Origin of the sequence: Hymenobacter tibetensis, from assembly GCF_022827545.1 — a bacterium.
Taxonomy (GTDB): Bacteria; Bacteroidota; Bacteroidia; order Cytophagales; family Hymenobacteraceae; genus Hymenobacter; species Hymenobacter tibetensis.
The window spans coordinates 724885-748833 of record NZ_CP094669.1 but is presented as its reverse complement, the minus strand read 5'-3'; the positions used below and the strand labels follow the sequence as shown (position 1 = coordinate 748833).

Annotated in this window: 24 protein-coding genes; 5 read left to right on the top strand and 19 right to left on the bottom strand. The window is 56.7% G+C overall.

Annotation, left to right across the window (positions count from 1 at the left end; translation table 11 throughout):
• Positions 1-52 precede the first annotated feature (52 nt).
• Both MTX78_RS03040 and purH read right to left on the bottom strand, forming a co-directional pair.
• Positions 53-1078: a rod shape-determining protein gene (locus MTX78_RS03040; RefSeq protein WP_243799792.1), complete on the bottom strand. Its 1026-nt coding sequence runs from the start codon at positions 1076-1078 to the stop codon at positions 53-55.
• A gap of 205 nt (positions 1079-1283) precedes the next feature.
• Positions 1284-2843 carry a bifunctional phosphoribosylaminoimidazolecarboxamide formyltransferase/IMP cyclohydrolase gene (gene purH, locus MTX78_RS03035; RefSeq protein WP_243799790.1) on the bottom strand — a complete coding sequence of 520 codons (1560 nt, stop codon included), beginning with the start codon at positions 2841-2843 and terminating at the stop codon, positions 1284-1286.
• A 257-nt stretch (positions 2844-3100) separates the two neighbouring features.
• On the opposite strand from purH, the gene MTX78_RS03030 reads away from it, so the two are divergent.
• The 4 genes from MTX78_RS03030 (at position 3101) to MTX78_RS03015 (ending at position 6773) form a co-directional block, all read left to right on the top strand.
• Entirely contained in the window at positions 3101-4294 is a 1194-nt protein-coding gene (locus MTX78_RS03030) for an acyl-CoA dehydrogenase family protein (protein ID WP_243799788.1), read from the top strand.
• Positions 4272-5018 carry a PIG-L deacetylase family protein gene (locus MTX78_RS03025; RefSeq protein WP_243799786.1) on the top strand — a complete coding sequence of 249 codons (747 nt, stop codon included), beginning with the start codon at positions 4272-4274 and terminating at the stop codon, positions 5016-5018. Before MTX78_RS03030 ends, MTX78_RS03025 begins: the two co-directional genes overlap by 23 nt.
• A 48-nt stretch (positions 5019-5066) precedes the next feature.
• Positions 5067-6059 carry an L-glyceraldehyde 3-phosphate reductase gene (gene mgrA / locus MTX78_RS03020; RefSeq protein WP_243799784.1) on the top strand — a complete coding sequence of 331 codons (993 nt, stop codon included), beginning with the start codon at positions 5067-5069 and terminating at the stop codon, positions 6057-6059.
• 114 nt (positions 6060-6173) lie between these two features.
• A complete protein-coding gene (locus MTX78_RS03015; RefSeq protein WP_243799782.1) occupies positions 6174-6773 on the top strand; it encodes a class I SAM-dependent DNA methyltransferase in 600 nt (199 codons plus the stop codon).
• On the opposite strand, the gene MTX78_RS03010 is transcribed toward MTX78_RS03015, so the two are convergent.
• From MTX78_RS03010 to MTX78_RS02965, 10 genes are all read right to left on the bottom strand, one after another.
• Positions 6720-8018, bottom strand: coding sequence for a glycosyltransferase (locus tag MTX78_RS03010; protein ID WP_243799780.1), 1299 nt, complete (start codon positions 8016-8018; stop codon positions 6720-6722). The two genes, MTX78_RS03015 and MTX78_RS03010, sit on opposite strands and share 54 nt — an antisense overlap.
• 168 nt (positions 8019-8186) lie before the next feature.
• Positions 8187-9335 (bottom strand): BamA/TamA family outer membrane protein, encoded by a 1149-nt coding sequence (locus MTX78_RS03005; RefSeq protein ID WP_243799779.1) that lies wholly within the window; start codon positions 9333-9335, stop codon positions 8187-8189.
• Between the two features lie 154 nt (positions 9336-9489).
• Positions 9490-10698 (bottom strand): BamA/TamA family outer membrane protein, encoded by a 1209-nt coding sequence (locus tag MTX78_RS03000; RefSeq protein ID WP_243799777.1) that lies wholly within the window; start codon positions 10696-10698, stop codon positions 9490-9492.
• A gap of 157 nt (positions 10699-10855) precedes the next feature.
• Positions 10856-12088: a BamA/TamA family outer membrane protein gene (locus tag MTX78_RS02995; RefSeq protein WP_243799776.1), complete on the bottom strand. Its 1233-nt coding sequence runs from the start codon at positions 12086-12088 to the stop codon at positions 10856-10858.
• A 133-nt stretch (positions 12089-12221) separates the two neighbouring features.
• The gene (locus MTX78_RS02990) at positions 12222-13166 is read right to left on the bottom strand and encodes a geranylgeranylglycerol-phosphate geranylgeranyltransferase (RefSeq protein WP_243799774.1); all 945 of its coding nucleotides are present in this window, start codon (positions 13164-13166) and stop codon (positions 12222-12224) included.
• Positions 13167-13310: 144 nt separating this feature from the next.
• Positions 13311-13505, bottom strand: a complete 195-nt coding sequence (locus tag MTX78_RS02985; RefSeq protein ID WP_022824432.1) for a cold-shock protein — start codon at positions 13503-13505, stop codon at positions 13311-13313.
• 126 nt (positions 13506-13631) lie between these two features.
• On the bottom strand, positions 13632-14120 hold the full coding sequence (locus tag MTX78_RS02980; protein WP_243799772.1) for a KdsC family phosphatase: 489 nt from the start codon (positions 14118-14120) through the stop codon (positions 13632-13634).
• Positions 14121-14212: 92 nt separating this feature from the next.
• Positions 14213-14452, bottom strand: a complete 240-nt coding sequence (iscX, locus tag MTX78_RS02975; protein WP_243799771.1) for a Fe-S cluster assembly protein IscX — start codon at positions 14450-14452, stop codon at positions 14213-14215.
• 99 nt (positions 14453-14551) lie between these two features.
• The gene (locus MTX78_RS02970; RefSeq protein WP_243799769.1) at positions 14552-14884 is read right to left on the bottom strand and encodes a 2Fe-2S iron-sulfur cluster-binding protein; all 333 of its coding nucleotides are present in this window, start codon (positions 14882-14884) and stop codon (positions 14552-14554) included.
• A gap of 69 nt (positions 14885-14953) precedes the next feature.
• Positions 14954-15778: a Rossmann-like and DUF2520 domain-containing protein gene (locus MTX78_RS02965; RefSeq protein ID WP_243799767.1), complete on the bottom strand. Its 825-nt coding sequence runs from the start codon at positions 15776-15778 to the stop codon at positions 14954-14956.
• A gap of 249 nt (positions 15779-16027) precedes the next feature.
• On the opposite strand from MTX78_RS02965, the gene MTX78_RS25410 reads away from it, so the two are divergent.
• Positions 16028-16105, top strand: a complete 78-nt coding sequence (locus MTX78_RS25410; RefSeq protein WP_394805612.1) for a hypothetical protein — start codon at positions 16028-16030, stop codon at positions 16103-16105.
• Between the two features lie 75 nt (positions 16106-16180).
• Here the strand turns inward: MTX78_RS25410 and ccsA are convergent, their stop codons facing one another.
• The 7 genes from ccsA to MTX78_RS02930 all read right to left on the bottom strand — a co-directional run bounded on the left by ccsA (position 16181) and on the right by MTX78_RS02930 (position 23836).
• The gene (gene ccsA / locus MTX78_RS02960; protein ID WP_243799766.1) at positions 16181-18784 is read right to left on the bottom strand and encodes a cytochrome c biogenesis protein CcsA; all 2604 of its coding nucleotides are present in this window, start codon (positions 18782-18784) and stop codon (positions 16181-16183) included.
• A 64-nt stretch (positions 18785-18848) separates the two neighbouring features.
• Positions 18849-19850, bottom strand: a complete 1002-nt coding sequence (locus tag MTX78_RS02955; RefSeq protein ID WP_243799765.1) for a hypothetical protein — start codon at positions 19848-19850, stop codon at positions 18849-18851.
• A gap of 9 nt (positions 19851-19859) precedes the next feature.
• Positions 19860-20288 (bottom strand): cytochrome c maturation protein CcmE domain-containing protein, encoded by a 429-nt coding sequence (locus MTX78_RS02950; protein WP_243799763.1) that lies wholly within the window; start codon positions 20286-20288, stop codon positions 19860-19862.
• Positions 20289-20441: 153 nt separating this feature from the next.
• On the bottom strand, positions 20442-20723 hold the full coding sequence (locus tag MTX78_RS02945) for a CcmD family protein (protein ID WP_243799761.1): 282 nt from the start codon (positions 20721-20723) through the stop codon (positions 20442-20444).
• Entirely contained in the window at positions 20704-21375 is a 672-nt protein-coding gene (locus tag MTX78_RS02940) for a cytochrome c biogenesis protein (RefSeq protein WP_243799759.1), read from the bottom strand. The genes MTX78_RS02945 and MTX78_RS02940 overlap by 20 nt, the downstream gene beginning before the upstream one ends.
• Before the next feature lie 159 nt (positions 21376-21534).
• Positions 21535-22176, bottom strand: coding sequence for a heme exporter protein CcmB (locus MTX78_RS02935; RefSeq protein ID WP_243799757.1), 642 nt, complete (start codon positions 22174-22176; stop codon positions 21535-21537).
• Positions 22177-22312: 136 nt separating this feature from the next.
• Positions 22313-23836, bottom strand: coding sequence for a T9SS type A sorting domain-containing protein (locus tag MTX78_RS02930; protein ID WP_243799755.1), 1524 nt, complete (start codon positions 23834-23836; stop codon positions 22313-22315).
• Between the last annotated feature and the right edge of the window lie 113 nt (positions 23837-23949).

Genomic DNA, 23949 nt, shown 5'->3' with positions numbered 1-23949 from the left:
CAGATGCTGAAAAGGCCATTACTAATTCCTAACTATCAATTACTAATTGGCCCTAGGTCAACAGTACGCCTCGGAAAGCCTGAATGTCCTTGATGGCCTTGCCGGTACCACGCACAACGGCGCGCAACGGGTCTTCGGCAATATGAATAGGCAACTTGGTCTTAACCGCCAGGCGCTTGTCGAGGCCCCGCAAGAGCGCCCCGCCGCCGGTCAGGTGAATGCCGTTCTCATAAATGTCGGCCGACAACTCGGGCGGGCTGATTTCCAGCGCCTTCAACACGGCTTCTTCGATTTTGGCTACCGACTTGTCCAGCGCAATAGCAATTTCCGACGAGGTTACTTTGATTACCTTCGGAATACCCGTCATCAGGTCACGGCCGCGCACTTCGTAGTCGGGCGGGGTTATTTCCAGCTCGGTGAGAGCAGCTCCTACTTCTATCTTGATCCGCTCGGCGCTCCGCTCGCCAATCAGCAGGTTGTGCTGGCGGCGCATATAGTCGAGAATATCCTGGTTGAATACGTCCCCGGCCGTTTTGATAGACTGGTCGCAGACGATACCCGACAGCGCGATAACCGCAATTTCGGTGGTACCACCCCCGATGTCGATAATCATCGACCCAATGGGCTGCTCCACGTCAATGCCGATACCAATGGCAGCGGCCATCGGCTCCTGAATCATCCAGACTTCTTTGGCCCCGGCGTGTTCGGCGGAGTCACGTACGGCGCGCTTTTCCACTTCCGTGATGCCGGAAGGAATACAGATGACCATGCGGTGGGAAGGCTGAAACAACCGGTTCCGCGTGTCAATCATTTTGATCATGCCTTTGATCATTTCCTCGGCGGCGTGGAAATCGGCAATAACTCCGTCTTTGAGCGGACGGATGGTTCTGATGTTGTCGTGGGTTTTCTCGTGCATCTGCTGCGCTTGCCGACCCACGGCGATTACCTTATTAGTAGTACGGTCTTTTGCGATAATGCTCGGCTCATCCACCACGATTTTGTCGTTGTGAATGATAAGCGTATTGGCCGTACCCAGGTCGATGGCAATGTCGCTGGTAAGGAAATTGAAGAAACCCATTAGTTAACGGCAGAAAATGAGTGCGCGTGAGGATACACCCGCACAAAAAGTGGGGACAAAAGTACGGAAGTCAGAGTTAATGTGGAGAATATAAGAAACGAGCGAAGTGCGGGCGAAAGTGCATTGCCCCCTATAATCGTAGGCAAGTGCTTTGTTTCGCCTGTTTCACAGGCCGCATATTTCTTGTCTGCTCAGTACATTCCTCTTAATGCTTGAAGTGCCGCACTCCGGTGAGCACCATGGCCATGCCAAGGCGGTTGCAAGCGTCCACTGAGTCCTGGTCTTTGATGGAGCCGCCGGGCTGCACCACGGCCCGGATACCTGCTTCGCCCGCTATTTCCACGCAGTCGGGGAAGGGGAAGAAGGCATCGGAAGCCATAACCGAGCCTTGCAGGTCGAAGCCGAAGGCGCGGGCCTTTTCAATAGCTTGGCGCAAGGCATCCACGCGGGAAGTTTGCCCTACTCCGGAAGCCAGCAGTTGCCCGGCCCGGGCTAGCACAATGGTGTTGCTCTTGGTGTGCTTGCACACTTTGAGCGCAAACTCCAAGGCAGCTACTTCCTCTGTGGTGGGTGCCGATTCGGTGACGGTGCGGAAGTCAGCAGCACCTTCAATGGCCCGGTCGAAATCCTGCTCGACAACACCGTTGAGCAACGTCTTCACTTGCTTGGCGGGCAATTCCACGGGCTTTTGACGCAGCAGAATACGGTTTTTCTTGCTTTGTAGAATCGGTAAGGCCGCGGCCTCGAACTCCGGCGCAATCAGCACCTCGAAAAACAGCTTGTTTAGCTCTTCGGCGGTAGCGGCGTCCACGGGCTTGTTCACAATGATAACCCCACCGAAAGCCGACACTGGGTCGCAGGCCAGGGCGTTTAGGTAGGCAGTGTGCAGCGTATCGGCCTGGGCTACTCCGCAGGCGTTGGTGTGCTTGAGAATGGCGCAGGCCGCCGGACCATCGGCCTGGAACTCCTGCATGAGCAGCACCGCAGCATCTACATCCACCAAGTTGTTGTAGCTGAGTTGCTTGCCATGAAGCTGGTCGAAGAGGGCGGCCAGGTCGCCGTGGAAAGTACCCGACTGGTGGGGGTTTTCGCCGTAGCGCAGCGGCGTTGTAGCGGCTGATTCAGCCCCGGCACCAGCCGGCGCATTGCTGCTTGCTACTTCTTTGCTGCCAACTGCGGCACCGGCCATATACTGATGAATGGCGGTATCATAGTGGGAAGTAGCAGCGAAAGCCGCCGTAGCGTACTGGCGACGGTCTTCGAGGTCGGTAGCGCAGCCTTTGGCACCAAGCAGTTCGGTTACGGCCTGGTACTGGTCGCGGCTGCTTACCACGAGCACGTCGCGAAAGTTTTTGGCGGCGGCGCGCAGCAGCGAGATACCCCCAATGTCAATCTTTTCGATAATGTCTGCTTCTGGCGCGCCCGAAGCCACGGTTTCCTCGAACGGGTAGAGGTCTACAATCACCAAGTCGATGGGCGGAATCTGGTGCCGCTCGGCTTCGGCTAGGTCGCCGGTTTCGTGGCGGCGGTGCAGGATGCCACCGAACACTTTAGGGTGCAGCGTCTTGACGCGGCCGCCAAACACGGCGGGAAAGCCCGTCAAACTTTCCACGGCGGTTACCTCGGCACCTTGCTCTTCCAGAAACTGCTGCGTACCGCCTGTGGAATACAGCGTTACGCCATGCTCTTTCAGCAGTGCCACCAATGGCTCCAAACGGTCTTTGTAATAGACGGAAACAAGGGCAGAACGAATGGGCTGTGACATAGCAGGCAGAAGTTGGATGAAGAAACGAACGACGCCGCGAAGGTAGCCCCATCAGGTCGGCCTTGCCAACTACCCATCCGGAATTGTTGCATCTCCATCTTGGTACAGCGCTATCCGGTGGCAGTTTGCTTAGTGTTCAGCTTGCATAATATTGTTAGGCTCCAACCTGAACAAGAGGCAATAAATGCTGTTGAGAATCGATAAGCCCAACATTACCGGCTATTCAGAGCATTTCAACCCTATCCACTGCCCAGCCAATGCCTGCTGCCTTATCCCTCCCTACTCTCTCTTCCCCGGCGGCTAGCTTGGCTCCGCAGTTTGCGTTGCCGGAGGTAGCCGCGGCCTACCTAGCGCCGCGCTTGCTCGCCCACGCAGTGCACTCAGATTTCGAGGGAGGCTTTCCAGAGCAGGAACTTGCTTGGCTGCGCGAGGCAGGCCTGCTGCAAGCTCCGCTGGCGGTGGGGCTAGGGGGCGCCGGCTTGGCCGAATCAGACCAGACACTGGCCCTGCTACACACGCTCAAACACATAGGCCGCGGCAACTTGGCGGTGGGCCGCTTGTACGAAGGCCATATGAATGCCTTGCAGCTTTTGCAACGCTTAGGCACCGATGCGCAGGTGGCCGGATGGGCCGCCGATGCGCGCGAAGGCCACTGGTTCGGCGTCTGGAACACCGAAGCCGCCGATGGGGTGAAGCTGGAACCACTGGCCAACGGCCGCTTCCGGCTGCACGGCAGCAAAACCTTTGCTTCGGGTGCAGGCTACATAAGCCGCCCGCTGCTGTCGGCGGCGCTACCAGACGGGGGCTGGCAGCTCCTGATTCTACCTACCACCGAGCAGCAGCCCGCGTATGATGCCAGCTTCTGGCGGCCCCTCGGTATGCGCGCCACCGCCAGTGCCCGGGCCGACTTTACGGGCATTGAAATTGGGGCAGAAGATTTACTGGGGAATCCCGGCGACTATTATCAGCAGCCCTGGTTTAGCGGCGGAGCCATCCGGTTTGCCGCCGTGCAGCTAGGTGGGGCCGAAGCGGTGTTCGATGAAACCCGCCAGTTTCTGCAAGGGCTGGGCCGCACCGATGACCCGTATCAGCGCCAGCGCTTAGGTGAAATGGCGCTGCTGATTGAAAGCGGCAACCTGTGGCTAAGCGGCGCGGCGCGCAATGCTAGCCGGCTCGCCGCCGAAACCAGTGCCGAAGCCACCGTGGCGTATGCCAATATGATGCGCACAGCCATTGAGACGATTTGCTTGCGCGTCCTGCAACTGGCTGAGCGCTGCGTGGGTGCCCGGGGCCTGTTGAAACCAGAACCCTTCGAGCGTTTGCACCGCGACTTAACTCACTACTTGCGTCAGCCGGCTCCCGATGCTGCTCAAGCCGATGTCGGCCGCTTCGCCCTCGATCGTAAAGGCCCCGCTTTCCAGCTTTGGCATGACCAAGCTCCCCCCGTTTGACTTGCGCACGCTGCCGACCCGGCCGCCCGAATACGCCCTCCAAGTAGGCCCTACGCTCATCGTTGTTCCGCACCCCGATGACGAGTCGTTGGGCTGTGGCGGACTGCTTGCCTTGCTACGGCAATCGGCTGTGCCGGTGCAGGTGGTGCTGATAAGCGACGGTACGATGTCGCACCCCCATTCGCAGGTGTATCCGGCCGCTGCCCGCCGAGCCTTGCGCGAAGCAGAGCTACGGGCGGCCCTCTCCGAACTGGGCGTGGCGCCCGACAACCTTGTTTGTCTGGGCCTGCCCGATAGCCGCGTACCAAGCGAAGGGGAGGCGGGTTTTCAGGAAGCAGTTGCGCAGTTGCGCCAGTTGTTTGCAGACGCCGTGCCTACAAGCATCCTGTGCCCGTGGCGGCGCGACCCGCACCCCGACCACCGGGCTACCAGCCAGCTGGTGCGGGCGGCACTGGCCGCGGGCGTTGCACAGCCGCGCCTGCTCGAATACGTGGTGTGGGCCTGGGAACGAGCCACCCCCGCCGACCTGCCGCAACCGGGCGAAGCCACCGGCTGGCGCCTCGATATCGGTCCGGTGATAGCGCAGAAACAGCGGGCTATTGCCGCTCACCGCTCCCAGCTAGCACCCGGCATCATCCCCGATGACCCGAGCGGCTTCCTGCTTTCCCCTGAGATGCTCGCTCATTTTGCGCAGCCGTATGAGGCTTACATAGAGGTGAAATAGAAAAGCCTTGGTATGTTGCCGCTCGTCGGACCCTAATCCTACCCTTTCATGCACTACCTTCCTAGTCCTACACGCTACCAAGCTATTCCGTACCGCCGTTGTGGCCGCAGCGGGGTGAAGTTGCCCGCCGTTTCCTTGGGCTTGTGGCACAACTTCGGCGACGTTGATCTGCTGTCCAACCAACGCGCTATTCTGCGGCGGGCCTTCGACAGTGGCGTTACCCATTTCGACTTAGCCAACAACTACGGGCCGCCTCCCGGCTCCGCGGAAATCAATTTCGGGCGCATACTGCGCGAGGACTTCAGCACCTACCGCGACGAGCTCCTTATCTCGTCGAAAGCAGGCTATAACATGTGGGAAGGCCCGTACGGTGAATGGGGCTCGAAAAAGTACTTGGTAGCCAGCCTCGACCAAAGCCTGAAACGCATGGGCCTGGAGTACGTGGATATCTTCTACCATCACCGCCCCGACCCCGACACTCCACTAGAGGAAACCATGACGGCCCTCGACCTGCTGGTGCGCCAAGGCAAAGCCTTGTACGTGGGCATTTCCAATTACCAACCCGCCGAAGCCGCCGAGGCTATTCGGATGTTGCGAGAACTGGGCACTCCCTGCCTGATTCATCAACCCAAGTACTCGATGTTTGAGCGGTGGGTGGAAGACGGCTTGCTGGACCTGCTTGGGCAGGAAGGAGTGGGTTGCATTCCGTTTTCGCCGCTGGCGCAAGGCCTGCTCACCAACAAATATTTAGGCGGCATCCCGAGTGATTCGCGAGTAGCCAAGGGAGTTGGGTTTCTAACTGAAAACCAGCTAACCCCTGAGCGGCTCACCCAAATTAAGCAACTCAATGACCTGGCGCAGGCACGCCAGCAAAGCCTAGCTCAAATGGCCCTGGCCTGGGTGCTGAAAGACGAGCGGGTGACATCGGTGCTCATTGGAGCCAGCAAGCCCGAGCAGCTGACCGATTCATTGCATTGCCTCAACAACTTGCAGTTCAGCACCGAGGAACTCGCCTCTATCGAGCAAATCTTGGGTAGCTAAACATCCACACACGTTCCATTGCCTTGTCGTCCTTCTTGGGGAGCAGAAGCGCATTTTGCCGTTCCCGCTCCTTGAGAAGGACCTTTTTTGCCACTCCTGCGCTTCACCTTTGCTATGAACCCGAACCAGCCCCACACCTTGCCCCCAGCGTATTTTGATGAAGTGTACCGCGCCAACAACGACCCGTGGAGCTTCGAAACCAGCCCCTACGAGCAAGCAAAGTACCTGGATACCGTGGCAGCCTTGCCCAACGAGCAGTACGACAGGGCCTTTGAAGTGGGGTGCTCGTTGGGCGTGCTAACCGAGCAATTGGCGGCCCGTTGCCGTCAATTGCTGGCAGTGGACGTGGCCGAGGCTCCTTTGGTGCGCGCCCGCCAGCGGTGCAGCCACCTGCCGCAAGTGGAGTTTCGCCAGATGACCTTGCCGGCAGAGTTTCCATCCGATGACACCTTCGACTTGGTTGTGCTATCGGAAGTAGGCTACTACTGGGCAGCGCCAGACCTGGCGAAAGTTGCAGACCTGCTGCTGGCCGCGTTGCGGCCCGGTGGTCAGTTGCTGCTAGTGCATTGGACGCCCACCGTCCACGACTATCCCCTCACGGGCGACGAGGTGCACGAATTTTTCCTGGCCAAAACACTACCTACTGGCCCGCTAGAGCACTTACACGGCCATCGAGCCGCGCAGTATCGTCTGGACTTGCTGGCTCGGCGCTAGCATTCGGCGCGTGGGTGCCGGAGCCGGCACTTTCACATCGAGTTCTGCTAGCTGGTACTGGGCAATCAACAACCGTAGTTCGGCCACGGCCAAGGGCAGCGTGGTCAGGCGGCCCCGGCGCCAGCTGGCGCGGTGCGTTTGCACCCACTCCCAGAGCGCTCCAAAGGTAGCAGCGTTGGTTATTTGCTTGGTCAATGCGCCGGCCGGTACGCTTAGAATGGCCGCCATCCGGATGCAGGAAGGCAGCGGCCGTGGCGGCGCTTGCATCCGGTTGTTTTCCCAAAGCTGGCGCAGCTTCCGGCGCGCAGCCCAATCGGCTACCAGCGCCGCACCGCTTTCCACGAGGGGCTCCCGTTGCTGGCGCATCATTTGGGCCCACTCGCGCAGCTGCCACGACAGCCCCACTGCCACCCGCCCCGCGTAGCGCGCCGACGTGGTTACTTGTACGCCCGGGCTGTGGCGAAGCCGCAGGTCGTGGCGGCGCAGCGCCTGCCAAAGGGCCTCGTCTTCCAGAAAAGGCACCGCTGGCAACCCTCCTACCTGCCGGTAGGCCGCCACAGTAAGCGCCAAGCTAGCCCCGTAGTGCTGGTGGTGGCGAGGCCACGGGTCGGCCGGATCGGGGTCGACCAGGGATTCTAGGTGGGCGCGGAGTACCCGGTACGTAGCGTCGCGCAGATGCGTACGACGTACCAAGCAGCCTCCGGAAATAGTACGCTCCGGAAAAATACGCCCCCCCACCGCATCATTGCCAGCCTGTATTTCAGATTGAATGGCCGCCAACCAAGTCGGCGACACGCGAGTATCCGCATCGGTGCTGGCAATAATGCCCGCGGAGCCAGCACTGCGTTCTAAACGGCGGCAGGCCTCGTCCATGAGCAAGCGACGAGCTTGGCCTACATGCGCGTCGAGGGCGGGCAATTGCACTTCGGCTACATAGAACGCTAGGCGTGGATGCCGTTGAGCGAAAGCCCGGACGACATTAGCCGTTTGGTCGTGGCAGTTGTTGGCTAGCACCAGCACTTCGTAGCTAGCGAAGTCCAAAGGTTGTCCTTGCAAGTCGGTTTGCGCTGCTAAAGCCGCCAACGTTGCGGGCAGATTCTCTGCTTCATCTTTGGCCGGAATGATAACGCTGATGCGCAAACGAGTGCTTGGTGAAGCAGCCGGCCATTCTACATGACTTCCAAGCTGTTGGGTACGCAAAAAGGTGGTTTCAGAGGAAAGGAGCGGGCGTGCAGCAGTAAACATCAGGTATCTTCTATTCGACTCAGAATAGAAGGATAAACAGACGAGCTTGCACTTTGTCTATTGTCGAGCTTCTTTTTTGCTTATACCCCTGTTTAGGCCTCTACCCAACCCCGACAGTACTTCTTATCTAACAGAGCGTTAGATTTCTTTTCTAGCTCGATTTTAATTTCAAAAAGCTTCGCCGAAATTGAAATAAAATCCGGTGGAGCCGTCGCGGCCCACTCCGTAGTCAAAGCGGACGTTGAGTCGGTCGCGGCGGTTGAACTTGAAGCGCAGCCCGGCACCACCTGTGTACTTGAGCCCGCCTTCATCGAAATCAGCTAGGGTGTTCCCCACTTGTCCTACTCCCCCAAACAAGACGCCGTTGAAGCGCCAGAACAATTGCCGCCGCAGTTCCACCTGCGCCACTACCAGTTGTCGGTCGCGGTACCGACCATCGTAGTAGCCGCGCAGCAGCTTGTCGCCACCTAGGTTGGCTAGCTCCCGAAACGGCACCGCGCCCGCCTGAAACTGCCCTACTACTTGTCCAGCCAGCACAGTTTTGTGGTCTTGGTCGAGCGATATGTACCGACGTGCATCGAGCAGGTAGCGGCCGAATTGGAAGTCGCTACCCAGGGCGCCGCCGTTAAACAAAGCGCTTAGCTCCAGATACGAGCCTCGGTAGGCGCTCAGCACGTTGTCGCGGTGGTCGTAGAGCAGCACCGGCCCTACTCCTATCACGCGCGTGTCTTGTCGCTCACGCACCGGGCGCTCCTGAAAGCGGCTGGGCGCTACTACCATGCCGTCGCGCTCGATGTCGCGCTTCACTTGTAGGTCGCGCAGATCGGTGATACGCCCTTGCAACCCCACAAACAAGTCGGGGCGTAGCCGCCGGAGTACCCGCTGTTGCCCAATAAACACTTTGTACTCAATCACCGATTCATCGGAGCGCGAAGTGCGGGGGCCCGTACCGTAATAGTTGATAGGAAACCGGTAGTAGTAGCTTAGCTCACCGCTCACAATATACTGCTCGTTGGTCGTGAACATGCTGTGCGTCAGCTGAATTAAGCTTTGCCGCTGTTGGGTGCGCCACGCAAGCAGGCGCGCATTGGACTTGCGCACCAGCGTATCAGTACCGAAACGCCACACCGGCAAAACAGCTACCCCGTACCCTAATCCGGTTTCGGGCTGTGAGAAGATAATCGGAATGGGAACAAAGCTAATTTTCTGCCGCTTTGGGGCAGTTTCCAACGAAGGAATCGAATCAGTGGGGGCTTGCGCGGCGCTTTGCACACTCAAGCAGATCAACAGCAATCCAAAGGCGTAGCGCAGACGCATAGACGAGTCCTGGCCCACAACTCACTGCCACCATGGCAACACCGGGAACGGAATATACACCAAGTCGGGCTTCCGTGGATGCCCGAGGTGGCAGCTGCATTCCAAACCGAACACAGAACGTGTTCCTTTAACTAAAACCCAGCAGAACGGGTAATTAAAAGGCTTCGCTTACCGCAAAGTAAACGCTTGGCGCCGTATCAGTTCCACCGGCACAGTCCAGGCGGATGTTGAGCCGGTCGAGGCGGTTGAAACGGAACCGCAACCCGCCGCCGCCCGCCAGGCGGGTCTGGTCGAAGCTGTAGTCGCTCACTTTGTTGCCAACCTGACCTACGGCGCCAAATACCACCCCATCAATCCGCCAAAACAGCTTCTGACGGATTTCAGCCTGGAAGGTCATCATCTGCCGGTCGCGGAAACGGCCCTCGTAGATACCGCGCATCAAGCTTGCATTGTTGTAAAGAGCACCGCCCAAATTTGCACCCAGCCCGCCTAGCTCCCGAAACGGTACGCTGCCCGTGTGCAGCTGCCCCACGTATTGCAGCGCCAGGATGGTGTTGTTGGAGGTAGTAAGCGGCCGGAAGTAGCGCGCATCGAGTTGATACCGAACAAACTTGTATTCGGAGCCGATGGCTTTGTCATTGAACAGTACGTGCGCGTCCACGTAAGCGCCCTTGTAGGTAGCCAGCACGTTGTCGCGGCTATCGTAGAGGATGGCAGGGCCCAGCCCCGACACACGGGTGTCTTGCCGTTCGCGGGCACTCACGCGGGGGTCGCGCAGAAAGTAGTTCGCCCCTTCATCCTTGGCGTGACTCATACTCTCGATGCTGGTGGTGTTGGTGAAGCGGTAGCGTAACCCCACAAACAAGTCGGGGGCTACTCGCTTCAGCGCTTTTTCATCGAAAATGATCAGCTTATAGCTCAACTCCGACTCTGATTTCGAAGAGTTGTTGTTGCCAACGCCGTAGTAAAACAGCTTCTGGTTGTAGCGGGTTAGCTCGCCAGAAAAGAAGAACTCTTCTCCGGGCGTGAACACCGTGTGAATGAGCTGCACAGTGCTTTGCTTTTGCTGCGAGTACCAGGCAATCAGCCGGGCATTGGATTTGCGCACCAGCGTATCGGTGCCGAAGCGCCACACGGGCACAACGGCTACCCCCGCGGCAAAGCCTGTTTCTTGCTGATAAAAGACCACCGGGGCCGGCATAAAGCTAGGCTTACTGCCCGGACGGGGTCCGAACCGAGAGTTTTTTTTGATGCCGGGAGCAGGCGGAACACTAGCGGAAACCGAAGTAGCGCTGTCGGGGGTTTGGGCGGCTAGGTGCAGCGGCCAAACCATGCTCAACAGGGTGAGATAGAAGAAGCGCATAAAATGAAATCCACTAGGTCTGGGTGTGTCAGGCTACCTTCATACGCAAGGCTGTTGAGATTAGGTTATTTGTTTGTAAAGCAGAGCACTAACTGTATAAAACAAAAAACCGCTTCATGGGCTACACGAAGCGGTTTTCGAACGATATAGTCGGCTGCTAGAAGGCCTCGCCCACCGCAAAATAAATTCCGGAGTTTCCGCCAGAGCCAACTCCGTAGTCGAGACGGAGGTTAAGCCGGTCGCGGCGGTTGAAGCGGAAACGGCCGCCGAAACCAGCAGCCACCTTGGTTCCGCCAAGTGAGAAGTCGTTGAACTGGCTGGCCACCTCGCCCACGGCGCCAAATACCACCCCATCAAAACGCCAGAACAGCTTCCGGCGAATCTCGGCCTGGAAGGTCATCATCTGCCGGTCGCGGAAACGGCCCTCGTAGATACCGCGCATCAGCGTAGAGTAGTTGTAGATCGAACCGCCCAAATCGGCGCCGAAGGCGCTAAGCTCGCGGAAGGGCACCCGGCCCCCCGAATGGAACTGGCCAAGGTACTGCACTGCCAGAATGGTATTGTTGCTACCAAACAACGGCTGGAAGTGCCGCGCATCAATCTGATATCGGCTGAACGTGTAGTCGCTGCCAGCATACTTGCCCGTGAACAGCCCGTGAACGTGCAGGTACTGACCGCGGTACGTAGACAGTACGTTGTCTCGGCCGTCATAGAGAACGGCTGGTCCGAAGCCCGAGGTGTTGCCACCAGTTGCTTCGCGCTGCGAGAGAATGCCTTCGTTCAGATCCTGCTGAAACTTGTTGGTGCCACCTTCTTCCCCTGGCTTGTCGAACGCAACGCCGCGCAGCCCCGTGAAACGGTACTGCAGACCAGCAAACAAGTTGGGAGCTATCCGCGGCATTACCCGCTGGTTGAAAATGAAGAGCTTGTAGTCCACCTCCGACTCGTCGGCTTTGCGGGTGTTATTGCCGACGCCGTAGTAGAAGAAGTTTACGTCGTAATAGCTGATTTCTCCCAGCAAGTACATCTTCTCGCCCGGCGTGAAGATGTTGTGCGTCACCTGTAAGCTAGTCTGGCCTTTCTGGCTGATCCAGCCCACGAAGCGGGCGTTGGACTTGCGGGTGGTGGTATCGGTGCCGAAGCGCCATACCGGCAGGATAGATAAGCCACCCGCCAAACCGGTTTCTTGCTGAGAAAACAGCACCGGCACCGGAATAAAGCTGGGCTTGTCGCTGCCCGCAAATTTGTCGGCAAACTTGCGGGGCTTAGGGGCGGCGGGAGGTGGCGTTGCGGCAGCGGCCGGGGCAGTGGAATCGGGGGCTACTTGAGCAGCAGCATGATGGGCCAGGCCGCACAGAGCCAAGGCCAGCGGCAGGTAGAGAAAGCGCATAAAGGCTTTGAAAAAGGAAAAATAAGGAGTGAGCTATTTTCAAGTTAGCCAGCACGTGCAGATAAACTCTTCAGCCGGCAACACGATAAACACGCAATTGTTTGCTGTAAACGCAGCAGTAGCGGCTACGGTTTTACCCTATTACGTTCACTAGCAGCATAGAGAGTACGCCGGCCAGCATTATTCCTTTGCACCACTTACTCAGTTTTGCAAAATGCCGCCGCTGATCGGCGCGCCACAATAAACGAGCCAGCGCAAACAAAGGGCCCAGCACGAGCAACAGCAGCCATAAGCCCAACAGTACCGGGCCGTGGCGTAGTGCCTCGGCACCAGCCCCCGCCACCAGCACCACCAGGCAGCCCAAGAAAAAACCCGCCACCCATTTTGTGCGTGCAACCCCCCACACGATGGGCAGCGTGTGGCAGTCGTGTTGGGCATCACCCCGCATGTCTTCCACATCTTTCACTATCTCACGCACCACGGTGAGCAGGAAAGCGGCCAATGCATACACCCACACATTATCGTTGCCGGTGCGCAGTTGTAGTTCGGGCAGCAGCACCAGCGCCGCCGTGAGCGTAGCAATGCTCACGTTGCCAACCAGTGCGACCCGCTTGAATCGCACCGAATACCCCCACAGCAGCAGCGCCGACCCCAGGTTGACAACACCCAGCAGCGGCGACAGCATCCCGGCCATGCCTACACCCAGCCCCGACAGCAACAGGTGCGCCAGCATGGCCCGGCGGCGGTTCACTTCGCGCCCCACCACTAGTCGCCCCGGCCGGTTGATGGCGTCAATCTTGACATCGTAGTAGTCGTTGATGATATAGCCGGCCGCTCCTACGCACAAGGTAGCCAGCACGAGCACCCCAAAGCGCCAGTCCAACAGGGTGGCCAAGGGAGTAGCCGGGTGTAGCAGCCCGGCTCGCACCAACACCAAGCAGAGCAGCATGATCAACAAGTTGGGCAGCCGAATAAGTCGGGCAATCGGGCGCAAACGAAGTCCAGACTCGTCTTTGTCGCTGCCCGTCCCAGCTGGCCCACCCGCTGCCGCAGTGAAAAAGGAGAAGGCAGATGCCATAGCCACAAACTGATAAGCCACAAGAAATAAAAAGATAACGCAGCAGCACCGCAAACGTGCCGCAAAGTGCCGCGAATAACAGAAAGAAAGCCTCCCCATACATGGGGAGGCTTTCTAGAATAGAAAAGCGAAACGGTACGGAAACTATACGCGCTTCACGTTTACGGCATTTACACCCTTACGACCTTCCTGTGTATCAAACTCCACCCGGTCATTCTGCTGAATTTGGCCCCCGTTAAGGCCCGTCACGTGCACGAAGAAGTCTTCCTTCGTCTCGTCATCTGTAATGAAGCCGTAGCCCTTCGACTCATTATAGAATTTTACGGTTCCTGTTTTCATGTAATAAAGAAAATGGTGAATAGATGATCGGGTAAAGATAGAGGTAATTGGGAAAAGCGCAACCCGGCTCAAAAAGGCCTTTATTGCTCGCAATCAAGATGGTGTAGCGCTGCTTTTCGGGGCTGGTTACCAGCTTTGCTGGGCCTTGAGCACTGCTTCCAGTAGCTCGCGCACAGCGCCGTAGCCACCGGGTTTTTCGGCTATATAGCTGCTGACAGCGAGGACGTCGGCAGCGGCATCAGCGGGGCAGGCGGCTAAGCCGCAGCGGCGCATCACTTCCACGTCGGGCATATCGTCGCCCATATACGCAATTTGGGCTGGGTCGAGGCGGTAGGTGTTGATGTAGGTGTTGAAGATCTTCATCTTGTCGTCTACCCCCAGAAAAATATCACGCACATCCAACGACTCCAAGCGCTTGCGCACCCCTTCTTCCTCCCGGCCCGAAATGATGGCAATACGGTAGCCTTGTTTCAGGGCGTGCCGAATGGCGTAACCGTCGCGGATGTGGAAGGTGCGGGCTTGCTCACCTGAATTGAGCGCCAGCAGAGTGCCATCCGTCAGCACGCCATCTACATCGAATATAAACGCCTTAATAGCTGATAAATCGGGCAGCATACTGGGTATTGAAATGACAAAGCCTAGCTTGGAAACTTCCCTACACATAAGGGTGGTAGGTTGGTCTTCAGGCTAGGCTTGGCAGGGAGATTTTATTTTTGGTTGTCGCGCCATTCGTACACCCACTTGGCTTGAATCTGCTCTAGGTGTCCTTCGTTGGATTCTTCTTTTGTACCCTCGAAGTTGGGCAAGCTCAGCACCCACTCCAGCAGTTCCGTGAAGCGGATGCGGTAAATTTTTGCTTCCGTGAAGTCGTCGCCAAACTTTTCGTAGAGGGCAATGGCCACGTCTTCGTGGTCGTTCCAGTGCATCGGGGGCTCGAAATGGGCCATGAGGGAAGTTTACTAGATGAGTGTTTGCACTTATGCTTACGGACAAAACAGCGGCACCAGCGTAGCTACCACCAATGGCCGGCTGCTACAACTTGGACCTTAGTGTCCTAGGAACTCCTGCGGTGGAATAAGAATAATCAAGTCCTGCGTGCTGTCTTGCACCACGCACTGGCACCCCAAACGCGAATTGATGCGCGGGTTTACGGCACGGTCAATGAAATCTTCTTCTTTATCGCTGATTTCTGGGAGTTGGTCTTCCCCTTGCAGCACGTATACATGGCAAGTGCTACAGCCACATACACCACCACAGTTGTGCTGCAGTTGAATACCGTTGTTGAGGGCAACGTCCAGCACCGACTCGCCTTCGGCGGCTACATGGGTCTGGGCGGGCTGGCCGTCCTGAAATTGGAAGGTAATATTGACAGCTTTCACAAAGGAATCTTCAAACGAGGCAAAAACAAGGGCACGAAGGTACGCACCCCCGCTCCCGATTCAAAGCTATTAGACACGTTGGTTGTTTACACTGAGTGCTGCTTGTTGTTGCTTTATACTGTTACTGAGCGCTTTATATAGCTCAAGCCACTCCGGATACGCACGTAGCGCAGCCTGGTGGCGGGCCAGCGTGGGCTCGTCTTGGCGAGCTGCGGGACCAGTTTGAACCGTGAAGGGCGGAGCTGCAAGGGCTTTGTCTACTGTTTCCTGGATGAGGGGGGCCAGTAGCGAAAGAGGCAAGTGCTGCTCTTGCAGAAGGGCGTGGCTGATGCCAAACAGGTGGTTGGTAAAGTTGCAGGCAAACACTGCTGCTACATGTATGGCCTGCCGCTGAGGGGTAGCAACGCGTTGCACACTGCTGCTGAGAGTACCCGCTAGGCGCAGGAGCATGGCCTCGGCGGCAGGGTCAGCCGCTTCTATGCAGAAAGGCACCGTCTGCCAATTCACAGGGCGGCCCGCACTGAATGTCTGAAGCGGATAGAATACGCCCCCCCGAACACCCGAATATGCACTGAAAACGGAAAGCGGAACGGCCCCGGAGGTGTGTGCCACTACGGCGCCCACCGGAAACTGCGCTTGTGCCAGTAGCGCTGGCACAGCCGTATCAGACACAGCCACCAGATACACGTCCGCAGCCGGCAAGGTGGTGAAATTCAGATCAGGCAGCACCTGGGCACCGGGCAGCGTGGCTGCTAAGGCGTGAGCTGCTGCCTGGCTACGATTCCAGACGTACGATATCTGATGCCCAGCTTGCTGCAAAGCCGGACCAAGTTGGCTAGCTACGCGGCCGGCACCAAGCAGAACAATACGCAGGGAGAGGAAATCGGGTGTCATTGAAAAAACCAAACAGGTTGCATTATCAGAATAAGAGGCCATACACAGTTTTTATGGCCTTCGTGCAGGTAAGCCTGCATAAGAGCAGGTAACTTATCAAGAGCGAATAGTTGAGCTATATATTATTTTTATTATAATATTTAAAATACTCCATTAAACTCCTTCTTCATTCTCGATCCTTTACTCCATGACGAACATGTACACCACAGCCTGCAAGACAACTTCATCAACCAAGTCAACCTTTCGACTTTGGCCAACGGCATCTATCTGCTTAAGGTGCAGACTGGCAGCGAGTATACCACCCGCCAACTCGTGCTCGCTAAGTAAGCGCACTCACTTTGTATCTATGCAAAAAGGGCAGCCTCCTCGGCTGCCCTTTTTGTGTGTGAGGATTTTAGCTTGCTACGCTACGCGCTGTGCGGGACGAGGCTTTTTGGTGGATACACGAACAGCAGGCGTCGGTATGGTTGCTACTGCCGGCTCCTTTTTGGTTTTCTTTTGCCGCAATGCCAAGCCAAAGCCAACAGCCATCAGCAAGGTGCCGCTCCATAGCAGGTTGATAAATGGCTTCTCAACCGCTTTCAAGATGATGTAGTCTTTCTGTGTGGTGCTCACCCCGAAAGTGAACTTGCCGGCAGTGGGGTCCACCGCGTTCAAGCTCAAGCGCAGGCCCAGGTCCTCAATCTCATCGGGCACACGCCCGATGAGGCGGTTGCGAACAACAAAGATGGGGTGTACGTGATATTCCCGCTGCTTCTCGCCAAACACAATAACGTCGGCCTGAATAGCCAAATCGTCCTTACCAAGGCCGAGGCCGGCCGTTTGCTGTGCTGGCTCGATAGCGCGGAACACGGCGAAATAGTCATTTAAGAAAATGGTGTCGCCAACTGCCAGCTGATACTCCTTCAGCTCGCTCCACTCTTTTTCCTTCATCGGCGGCACGGCGTTGATGTGGGAATAAATGTCGTGCGAAGCAAAACGCTTGATATCCGGCGAAGCCAAGAGGCCACCCATTTCTTCGTTTTCCTGGGCCCGGGGGTACAGTGTAAAGACGTTGCCAGACTTCCGGTTCTTGTACTCGACGCGGTAGTAGGTGTTTTCGGGCAGGATGTCTACAGTATCGCCCGCTTTATAATACTGCTTATCACCAAACTTGATATCACCGCGAGCCAAGGCCTTGTATTCGTCTTCGAGGCGGAAGAGAATGTCTTTGTTCACGTACTCAGGCACGCCGGGCACGTCAAAGTATTGGCCGGTATAGCTTACATCATACTCGCCCATGGGGGTGGTATCGTTGCGCCACAGCAGCACGTTGTCGCGGTTCATTTCCTCGCCGAACTCCTTGGAATACACCATGCCCGACATGTTCTTGGAAATGATATTGGAATAGCCCGCTGAGCCCAGAATGCCGAGCAGCATCAACGCAATACCTAAGTGGGCTACACCACCGCCGGAAAGCTGCGCACGACGCAGCAACATTTTCAGCACCACGCCTAAGTTGGCCAGCACGCCGAACAGCGCGGCCGTCAGAAGCACGATGTACGTAGGCGAAATCGTAAGCTTGTTGTAGCGTAGCAGCAGAATAACCAGCGCCGAGCCCAACAGTGCCAGGGCGCCAGGGTTGGTAAGCGAGTTAACAATAGTGGTTTTGTCGTTGCGCTGCCACCACATCACCTGCGCTAAGCCTGAGAGCAAGGCTACTCCCACACCCATCCACAACTGAATTTTGGTGTAGTGCGCAATCTGGTCGGCAGGCAGAGCCAAGTTGGACTTGATACCCACGAAGCCTAAGAAGGCATTGTACACTGGAATACTGGTGGTCACCAGCACTTGGAAGGCCCCCAAACACAACACAGTGGCTCCCACAAACACCCACAGTTCCGGGTTGTACGTAGTCAGTTCTTTTTCGGAAACCGGAATCTGCTTCCAGCGCTTCGCCAGCAACACAATGGCAAGCACCACGAAGGCTCCCAGATAGATCATCAGCTGGCCCGATAACCCAAGGTCAGTGAAGGAGTGCACAGAGGCGTTGCCCAGTACCCCACTACGGGTTAGGAACGTAGCGTAGAGGATAAGCAAGAAGGTGGCTACCACCAGCACGAAAGACGTGCGCAGGGCCGTCCGGCGCTGGTTCCAGAGCACCAGCGCGTGAATACCGGCTACCAGCACCAGCCACGGAATGTACACGGCGTTTTCCACCGGGTCCCAGTTCCAATAGCCGCCAAAGTTGAGCGTCTCGTAGGCCCAGTAGGCCCCCATCATAACGCCTACCCCCAGTACCAAGCCTCCCACCAACGACCACCGTAGCGCTGGTTTCACCCACTTCGTGAACTCGCCTTTCCAGAGGGCGGCTACAGCGAAGGCGAAAGGCACCAACGTGAGAGCGAAGCCCAGGAATAGTGTCGGTGGGTGAATCACCATCCAGTAGTTCTGCAATAGCGCGTTCAGGCCCGTGCCATCTTCTGGAATGAAGTTGGGGTTCAGCTTGAACACGGGTAGGTCGGTCAGGAAGTCGCGGAGCAGAATGAAGGGCGAAGAGCCAATCTTCACGCCACCCAATACAATGCCCAAGATCATGGACGTCAAAAACAACTGCACCCCCGCGAATACGGCCATTACTGGGGCCTCCCACATCTTGTTGAAGCGCATGATGATGAGGCCTAGCACAACGTGCCAGAATATCCATAGCAGGAAGCTACCCTCCTGCCCTTCCCAGAAGCAGGAAATCATGTAGTACACCGGCAAGTGGTTGCTGGAGTGGCTCCAGGCATAGTAGTACTCGTAGCGGTGCCCGTGGATGATACCGAACAAGCAGGCAATCACGGCCACTACCGCCACCCCGTGCACGAGGAATGCGCCCCGGCCAATTCGCAGCCAGCTGGCATCCGACTGCCCCAAGGGCTGGTTGCGGGACGCCATATAGTAGGAATACGCTGCCACCGTGGCTGCCACGAAAGCCACGATGACACTTAAGTGTCCAGCGTCGCCAATGAAGGTGTTTAGCATATTGAATGCATTGTAAGAGAAGAAGCTGACCTGCCAGGATATAACCGGTCAACCAGAACTTGTTTTAAGATTTAGGTTGTCGCCGTTTCAGCCCAGCCAGTCGTTTCATGCGGGCCCGGTGGCTGCGTCTTTCCCAGCTTTGCTGCGCTTTGGTGGCGCGTTGGGCTGCTTGGCTGGCGATACCAGAAAAGTAGCCAGCCTCCGGTAGGAGTTGGCTGAACGCGTACCACTGCTGCTGCACCACCACGGGCGCCGCATTGTCGGACGCTTCAGCCACCACTTGATAGAGGTAGCGACCAGGAGTTGAAAGAGTATCCGTCCAGCTGTACTCAGTGCTGCTGCCACCCAAAGTGGTGCGGCTTACTTCCAGGGTGGCTTGCGCAGAAGCACGGAATTCACCTGCTTCCCGCCGCAACACCCGAAACTGTTGAACCGCAGCCAGCGTGTCGGACAGGCTCCAGCGCAGCGTGAACAGCTTGTTGTTGGAAGCGGCCACCGTCGAGAGCAGCGGGGCCGCCACGGCTGGTAGCCCCTGCGGCTTGCGGCTTACGGCCAAGCTGAACTCGCAGAAATCCTTGAGGTAGCCATCCACATCGAGCAGATAGGGCTGCCCGGCGCGCAACCCGTCCAACGTCACAAACACATCATCCTGGCTGCCTAGCGACGTGCAGGAAAGAATGTTGTAGGTATCTGGTTGGCCCGGTGTACCCGTCAGCACTACCAGTTGCACCCCGCGGGTGTCGCGGCACTGCTGACCGCCAACGTTCACGTAGTACCGCCCCGAAACCTGCGGCGTAAACTCAAACCACTGGTCGTTGTGGTACTCGATGCACTTACCAGTCAGCTTCTCGTCCACGGCACTCCACTGCACCGTGCAGTTGGTGGTGCTAGACTTGATGGGCTGCTCTGCGCGCAGCACCTGCCGATGCTTGATGTCATCGTTGGCGACTTGGGCTTCGGCACGCAGCAGCAACTGCTGCTGAACGAACAACTGAACAACGAAAACGCGCAGCCAGAAGCGCAAATGCGCATTCAGTGGCGGGGCTTTCAGTTGCTGGTTGTTCATTGTCTTATGTTAGTTGATGCCTGCTGTTGCGCCTTTCAGATCTTTCTCGACGTACTTAGAAGGACACTTCAGTAGAATCTTGTCGGCCACGAAAATGTCGTTGCGCATGGCTCCCGTAATCACCACCTGTTCCGACTTGTCGAAATCTTGGGGCTTGGGGTTGAAATAGATGCAGCGCTGGGCAACCCTATTGGTATCTACCAGCGTAAAAGCAAAGTAGTTAGGGTCAAGGACCGGGTTGTACTCCAAACCCAGAATGTTCTTCTGGTTGTCGCGGGGCAAACGCCCTACTACATGCACCTTGGTTAGGTTTCCTTCGGTAGCCCGCTCACGAGCTTCTTTGAAAGAAACGTATACACTGGCGTCGCCGGCGGCACTCATGATGATGCCAATGGCCACAGCAATGACAGCAATAGCCAGAATGTGTGCTTTTTTCATGTTGTAAAAGAAACCTAACGGCTCAGCCCGAGCCAGGGATTATTGTAACAAAGAAAACACCCAGAAGGGTCCCGAGAAGGCAACTGAGTGGCAGAGAATCCAAGTAAATATTCAACTAGGTTGAATCTTGAACTTCCCTGTCCAGCTGCTTCGCTAGTCTTTCAACTCCCGCTCCAAGCGAGTTACTTTCCGGTCGAGCGACACCAAAAACGCCAACAGGCCGGCTAGTACCACCGTTACCACGGCTACTACCACGTATATCTTGCCGTCGCTCCGGAAGGCATCGGCCATTTCGGGTGTGTCGGTGGTTTGGGCAACCGCCTGAAGCGCTGGCAACAACAAAGCGAGCAGCAACAAAGCACTTTTGCGTAGCCTGAGCTGCAAAGCACCCGAGTTTGCAAGGCTCTTGCTCTGGTTAAACAAGCTGTTTTTCATACACTTTCAGTTTAAGCAAAGAAATGCGGGTGGCTACCTGTGCCAACCAGAAGGCTAGCAGCGTCCAGCCAATTACGGCTGGGTAGAACACCAACCGCATGTTATCGTCGAGGTCATACTTAGCGAAAGCCGGATTGCCACCCGCGCCAGGGTGCAACGAGTCGGTGAGGCGCGGCAGAATGTAGAACAACGGCATGGCCGTGGCAAAGGCGAAGATGTTGTAGATGGCTGAAATTCGGGCCCGCTGCTGCTCGTCGGTGAACGAGGAACGCAGCACTAGGTAAGCGCCGTAAATAAGCATGGCAATGGCTGCGCCGTTGAGCTTGGGGTCGTTGGTCCACCAGGTTCCCCACGTGTATTTAGCCCAGATGCTGCCGGTTGCTAGCCCCACAATACCCATCAAGATTCCGGTTTTGGCCGCTTCGTGCGACAGCACATCCAGTTGGGGAGTGGGCGTACGCAGGTAGCGGATAGAATAGTACACGGAGGCTATCAGAATGAAGGTCATCCCGAACCACATCGGCACGTGGAAGTAGAGGTTACGAATTGTTTCGTTTAGGATGGCCAACCGCGGCACTGGCAACAGAAAGCCTGATACTGCTGTGTAAAGCAGCAGGATAGCTGCCAGGCCCTTCCACCAATTATTTTTCATGAGCAATCAGAAATTGAGAGGTAGAAACGATACGTTGCTAAAGCCTGCTCTTATACTTTTCATGGAATAACAAATTCAACTGATAAGTTATTCAACCGATTGAAAATGTTTTTTCTCTTAAAGCCTGGGCAGAGTGGCGCTGGCTTTCCTGTAGTTGAATCAGCTTCGCCATAGAAAAGGAAACAGCAGATACGACACCGCCCCCACAATTAGGTTGAGGGCTACCAAGGTCAGCAAGGCACTTTCACTGGCTTCAAACTCCAATCCATCCAGCGCGTTTTTTGAAACTTTAATGAGCAGCAGGAGCATCGGAATCATGAGCGGAAAGCCCAGCACTACCATTAATGTATTGCTGTTGGTGGCTTTGGCTGCAATGCCCGATACCAGTGTGAGCGTAGAGGCGAAACCCAATGCCCCCAAGGCTACATTACCAACAAACAGCGTGGGATCTTGCACCGGATTGCCCAGCACAATCATGTACAATCCGAGACCCGCTAGCGCCAAGCCCAGCAGCAGCAGCGCGTTGTAGGCAATCTTGGCCAAAATAACCGCTTGTGGGGGTACCAGTGTATAGTAGTAGAGCATCCGCCCGCGGCTTTCCTGTAGAAAGCCCTTGGCTACGGCATTCACCGCCGAAAACAACAGGATAATCCAGAAAAGTGCGTTCCAAGCCGGTGCAGGCGGCAAACCACCCTTCAACGAGAAGCTCAGAAAACATACGAACACCGTGCTGCCCACATACAGCAGCATCCCGTTGAGTGCCGCACGCTGACGCCATTCCAAACGGAAGTCTTTGAGCATCAAATACCAAATCTCACGAACAAGCAACACGGCAAGACGGCTGGTGAACAGGACCGCAAAGATACAACCCAACTCCCGGATTAGCAGGTGAAATCGAGAAGCAAACCGAGACACCCGTTGTTAGACGGCTCTACCGTTATTCTATCATCAATTTACCAGTGCTAACCACATCTGCCTGCGTGAGTTGATACCAATACAGGCCTGGACGCAACTGCGGCGCGCGGAGCACTGCCTGCCCACCAAGGGGCTGCAGGAGCTCATTTAACACGAGGTGGCCCGCAGCATCATGCAGCAGCACACGGGCCGGGGAGGCTCCGATTAGCTTGAACGTGACAGCCGCGTGGGCCGGGTTAGGATACACACTGGGCGCCGCGGCACTACGGCGGTTGTGCGTGCCCAAAGGCTGGCGGAAAGGTTGAAAATCAACGAGCCCCAGGTTAGCTTGGTCGGGCTGATGAAAGATGTGGGCTTCGATGAGACTGGCCGTTGCCGTACCCCAATCGTTGTTTTCTGCTTTCACTGCGTCGGGCGTGTTGTTATAGAAATCGTAGGTCTGCCCACCGTTGCCGTTGCCTGCAAGACGGTTCAGTCCCACATCGGTGGTGTCGCGGCTGCTTATGTTGCCGAAGCTGACTACCGGCCCGCCCGCCGTACCTGTGCGGAGCAGCGTCACGCCCCACAAGTTGCCACGCAACACGTTCCGCGACACCACCCCAGTTTGCGTTTGGTTGCCTTGAAAGTTGAGGCCACTTCCACCGGTCTGGGCATTAGGATTGGTGTTGTTGTTTTCCACCACGTTGCCCGTCACATAGGAAGTGATGTTAGCTCCAATGACGGCAATGCCGTAGCGGTTGTTGCGCACCGTATTGCGGCGAATAATAACTGTTGTGACAGCCGTTCCGCCCAGCAGGTTGGATACCCCAATACCACCCGCCATGTTGGTTGCAGGGTTGCCGATAACTGTGCAGCCCTCAATTTGGATAGGGAAAGTGGGGTTGCCAGTACCCAGGTTGATTTGCGGATAGTTGCCATTTTCGGTGTCGTTCTCCAAAAAGGTGCAGTCCTCGATGATGGGAGACGTCGGGCGGTTGGAAGGAGAGTTGATACCAGCACGCGCATTGCGCACAAACCGGCACCGCTGTATCAGGGCCCGATTTCCCGACAAACTCAGCGCCCCGCTGTTAATCAAGCGAGTTCCAATCGTGGACACATTGTAGCGCAGCACACAATCGGTTAGCTCCACATTGGCGTCCAGCACACGCAGCCCGCCACTACGCTCCACCACCGTGTGGCGCAGCACCGACCCCGTGCTAGTACCGCTCAACGACAAACCGACCCACGGTGCCCCGGCATTCTGGGCAGTGAACACCACCGAGTCGGGTGGGGTGACCTGCAACACCCCATCTATAAGTACCTGCACTCGGTCAGCTGCTCGAATTAGCTCATTGGTATTGATCCGCAGGGTATCCGTGGCGGCCAGCCGAATAGTATCGTTGATGAGCCAGGCGCCGGCAGTACGGGTTACGTAGCCGCCAGAAGCTGCCGCTAGCTGCGTGAGGGTGTAGCGCTGGCCGGTACCGGGGGTGCTGTATTGCGCGTGCGCGTGCCACATTGGCAACAGGTACACAGCAGCCATGAGCAAGAGTAACTTCTGTTTCATGCTTTTCAGATAAGTAGGGTGGAGCCAAGGGAAAGCACTTGCTACGCAGAAGGTATAAAAACCACATAAAAAAAGCCACCCAGATATTCTGGGTGGCTTCCGGACTTGGCTTT